Consider the following 4,821-nt stretch of genomic DNA (forward strand, 5'->3'; position numbering starts at 1 on the left):
CGTTTGAAATGCCGTTTTTATTTTGCGAAAAAGGGTTGTCAAGGGGAGAATGCGCTGTTATAATGGGTTAGATTTTTATATTGATATTCAAACTATCTCAAGGAGGAGACACGATATGACAGTTCGTATTATCACTGATTCCACAACCGATGTGACCCCGGAGACTGCCCGCCAGCTCAAGATAAGCGTAGTTGCGCTGAAGGTGCTGTTCGGCCATGACGAATACCGCGACGGCATTGATTTGAACATCGAAGAATTTTATGCCAAACTGACGGGCAGCGGTCAGCTTCCGACAACTTCGCAGCCCTCGCCGAACGATTTCCTGACGGAATATGAGAAAGCGAAAGCGGCGGGCGAGGAGATCCTCGTTCTGACGTTGTCCAGCCAGTTAAGCGGAACCTGTCAATCGGCGCAGCTGGCGAAGGATTATTGTGAATACGAACCGATTTATATCGTTGACGGTTTATCGGCGACGATCGGTACGCAACTGCTTCTGCGCGAAGCAATCCGACTGCGTGATGCCGGCCAGTCCGCCAGGCAGATCGCGGCGCAGTTAGATCAGCTGAAATCGCGCATCGTCGTTCTGGCGGCTGTGGACACGCTGGAATTCCTGGTAAAAGGCGGTCGGTTATCCAAGGCAGCCGGATTCGCGGGTTCGCTGTTAGGGATTCATCCGATGATCACCTTGGAGGAGGGCAAGCTGAGCGTTTTAGGCAAAGCCCGCGGCAAGAAAGCGACGCTGCAGCTGTTTTGGCAGCAGATGGAAAAGCTGGGGATGCCGGATCCTCAATTTGAACCGATCTTTGGCTATACGGGAAACCGCGAAGCGGTTAGCGACCTGATCGCCTTCTTAGAAGAAAAAGCAATCGTCAGTTCGCAGGTGTGCGGCGTCGGCAGCGTAATCGGCACGCATACCGGGCCGGGCGTCAGCGCGATCGCCTATCTGCGTCAGGCAGACTGTTAAGCATAAGCTTAGCAGTTTTTTTTGAAATCTTGAAATAGGCAATAATTGCCAAACTTATTGAGATATAGATTAATTCGAGTTCAAGCAGTATCATGACATGGGTGACTTTAATTTGTTTATAGTCTATGTAAGATTTTCAGTAATGAATAACATAGAGAATTGCATTGTTAAAATGGATTTATAGTGTTGAAAATGAATGAAAACTGCAGGACAGTGTTTAGGTTCTTTGGTGTTTCAGACAATTTTGCTCCAATGCTTATAATGAAGACAGAAGTCAACCTTAGAGAGCTGTGGTGAGTCATGAAAAAAACGCAGAAAGAAATTCAGAAAATCGTAGAAGATCTAACCTGCCGTCATGGCGTTGACTTTTTAAAAGCGATGTCCACCGGCAATATTGCCAAAACTTTAAATATCAGCCGTTCTTTAGCCAGCCAGTATTTGAATGAACTGTGTAAACAGGGACAATGTATAAAAATTAACTCCAGACCTGTATATTATTTTGATAGAACACAGTTAGAGAAAAAGTATAATGTGACGTTAACCTATAACGAATATTACAATATGCCGGATTTAATTGAAGCGTTAAAACAGAAGCAGAAAGAGCCGCAGGATTTTTTTAATGCGGTGGGCGGGGAGGGTTCGCTGAGCTACTGTATTTCACAGCTAAAAGCTGCGATGCTTTATCCGCATGGATTGCCCGTGATTCTCCAGGGTGAAAAAGGCAGCGGAAAAACATTTCTAGCCCGGCTTGCTTTTGAATTCTTAAAAAATCAAGATCGCGTAACGGATAAAGCTTGTTTTATCGCATATCAATTTAATTCAGAACAAACCTCAGATAAAATGCTGGAAGATATTTTTGGAATTCACAGCTCGGTTAAAAAACAAACAGGCTTTATTGAAAAATGTCAAAACGGTCTTCTTTATCTTTCACAGGCCGACAAAATGAGCTTGGAATGTCAGCAGAGGATCGCCGGTTATATCAACACAGGGCAGTTTACCCGCATGGGAGATTCGGATCATCCCATCAGCAGTCAAATGCGGATAATCATTGGGATGGATACGCCTTCATTAGAGTGTTTAGGACAAGATTTACGATTGAGTATTCCTGTTCATTGCAGCATTCCGCCGTTAATGAAACGTCCTGCTGAAGAACGGGAACAATTGGTAAGAGTACTCCTGAATCAGGAACAAAAAAGATTAAACTGCGAAATACGACTCTCGCAATCTTTATTTACTTTGTTAGGAAGCAATACGCTCGGGCTGAATATTCATGAATTAAAAAACTGTATTCGGACGATGTGTGCCAATGCTTTTTTGGAACAGGAGAAGACGCAAAGCCTGAACTTGAAGCGGGTTTATTTGCCGGAACCTTTGTTATCGAAAATCCCGTTAGAATGGAAAGGCTTGAAAGAGGAATTTGTCTATTTAACGATCAACGAATTAGTTCCTGAGAATGATCATCATCAGATTTTCGATCTGTTTGATCTGTTGCTGGAAGCGCATCGGGATTACTTTTTTAATCATCATCATTTCAACTCTTTTCTGAAAGATGGGTTGGAGATCATGCGGAAATATTATGACATGATTGTTTTTGAACAAAAAGAAGAGAATCCGCGGATCAGTTCGATAGAAAATATGATTCAAATGTTGATCGATCAAACGAAAGACAATTCCAGACTAACCTTGCCTTTAAACTGCAGTTTTGTTTTAGCAAGAATAATTTATTCTCTTAATCAAATGAATACCAGTGCTTCTGTTTGGGAGAGCGAACAGAAAGATTCGATTCAGTCTTGTCTGAATTCCCTGAAACAGGAACTGCCGCAGGCGTTCTCACTTGCCGACGAATTGATTTCCCGGCTATGCGCTACATTGGAAATCAAAACACAACCGCTGAATATTATTTTTCTCACATTGAATATCTGTTTTTATAACCAGCAGGAAAAAGGCCGGCAGTTATGCGGAATTATAATCAGTCACGGTTATTCTACGGCTTCCAGTATAGCGGATGCCGCGAATCAGTTATTGCAAAGTCAAGTCTTTGATGCCATTGACATGCCGCTGGATACTGAAGTAGCCGCGATTGAAAAGCAATTGGATATGTTCCTGCAGATGCATTCTTATTATCAAGGAATGTTAGTTCTTGTCGACATGGGCTCACTGGAAGCGATGGCCCAGCACTTAAATTCAAAGATGGATATTGGAATTATTAACAATATATCAACAGGATTAGCACTGGATGTCGGGAATCGGATTAAACAAAATGAAGAACTGGAAACGATTCTCGTCGCCGCTTGTCAAAGCCATCAGTGCCATTACCGGCTGCTGCGGCAAACAGAAAAACCTAAAGCTATTATATTCACAAATGATATCTCAATCCGCGTCAGCGGAAAATTGGCAGAACTGTTCCGCAGCTCTTTGCCGCGCCCGGTCAATATCAAATTTATTGAGGTCGAATATTCAAGACTGAAGACGACATTGGAAAATGACGATTGCTTTCAGCAATATCATGTCGTCCTCTTAATCAAACCGTTAGGCTTGAAACTGGAAGGCGTTAATTCAGTGACTTTAGAAGATATTGTAGGCTTCAGAAACCTGCAGCCCTTATCCGAAGCCTTTCAGGATGAATTGAACGACGAGGAACTGGATCAATTTCATCAGCAGTTATTAAAGAATTTTTCTTTGCAAAGTCTGATGGAAAACCTCACGATTCTCAATCCTTCACCTTTGCTGGATTCAGTTTATGAGGCTGTCAGCGAGCTTCAACGGCAGCGTCATTGCCGGTTTCAAAGCCGTACACTTGTGGGAATTTACATCCATGTCAGTTTTCTCATTGAGCGGCTGGTGACAAGAACTGCGATTGAGTCCCAGGCGGATTTAACACGTTTTCAAAAAGAACATCAGGATTTTATTGATCAAGTTCATATCAGTTTCCAACGGATATTGAAAAGCTATAACGTTACCGTTCCGATTGATGAAATATCTTATTTGTATGATTATATCGCGAATGATGAAGCCTTTAATAAAAAAGATTTGGAAGGAGAGGCAGAATGAAAAGATTGATTTTAGCTTCACATGGCCGGTTAGCCGAAGGCATGGCCGATACGGCCAGAATGATCATTGGAGATCAGACAGAGCTGATTCCGTTGTCCCTGGTTTCGGGAATGCAGCCGGAACTGCTCAAAGCAAAAGTAGAAGGAATGATCAAAACCTGGCCTGGCGAATTAACGGTTATTCTTACCGACCTTTGGGGAGGCAGCGTCAATACCGCTTTGCTTCCTCTCTGTGCGGACGCCAATGTTCATTTGATTGCCGGGATGAATCTGAATTTAGTCTTGCAGCTGTGCTTGAGCGATGTGGAAACCGGCGGCATGACTATCGAATCCATCCTGAATGAAGCGCAGAAGTCAATGGTTTACGGCAATGCTAAATTAAACGAGATACCGCAAGAGGAATCCTGGTTTTAAAAAGGAATGAACTGGATGTTCTCCAGTGAACTTCATATGGGAAAGGAGGGAAATGTATGATCAAAATGCTGCGGATTGACGATCGGCTGCTGCATGGACAAGTCGTATTCATGTGGACGAAACAGCTTAACATCAAAGGGATTATCGTGGCCAACGATGAGCTGGTCCAGGATCCGATTCAGAGTCTGGCCATGAAATTAGCGGTGCCTGAACAAATTAAACTGTTGATCAAATCCATTGAAGAAGCCTCCCGGCTGATTCAGGATCCACGTTCCGCTAAAATGAACATTCTGCTGGTGATGAAAAGCCCGGCCGACGCGGCGAGATTGCTTCGATTACTGCCGGATAAAACCTTGATCGAGCGAATTAATATTGGAAACAGCGGTCGGATTG

4 protein-coding genes are annotated in these 4,821 nt (G+C 43.4%); all 4 read left to right on the forward strand.

All coding sequences use genetic code 11. The annotated features are described in order from the left end of the window. The first annotated feature begins 115 nt into the window (after nt 1–115). The gene (locus HOLDEFILI_RS13415) at nt 116–964 is read left to right on the forward strand and encodes a DegV family protein (protein ID WP_006060312.1); all 849 of its coding nucleotides are present in this window, start codon (nt 116–118) and stop codon (nt 962–964) included. A gap of 300 nt (nt 965–1,264) precedes the next feature. Further along, on the forward strand, nt 1,265–4,015 hold the full coding sequence (locus tag HOLDEFILI_RS13420; RefSeq protein ID WP_006060313.1) for a sigma 54-interacting transcriptional regulator: 2,751 nt from the start codon (nt 1,265–1,267) through the stop codon (nt 4,013–4,015). Further along, a complete protein-coding gene (locus HOLDEFILI_RS13425) occupies nt 4,012–4,428 on the forward strand; it encodes a PTS sugar transporter subunit IIA (protein ID WP_006060314.1) in 417 nt (138 codons plus the stop codon). Before HOLDEFILI_RS13420 ends, HOLDEFILI_RS13425 begins: the two co-directional genes overlap by 4 nt. Nucleotides 4,429–4,484: 56 nt before the next feature. Next, a partial coding sequence (locus HOLDEFILI_RS13430; protein WP_006060315.1) for a PTS sugar transporter subunit IIB occupies nt 4,485–4,821 on the forward strand: 337 nt, incomplete at its 3' end.

This window comes from Holdemania filiformis DSM 12042, from assembly GCF_000157995.1.
Lineage (GTDB): Bacteria > Bacillota_I > Bacilli_A > Erysipelotrichales > Erysipelotrichaceae > Holdemania > Holdemania filiformis.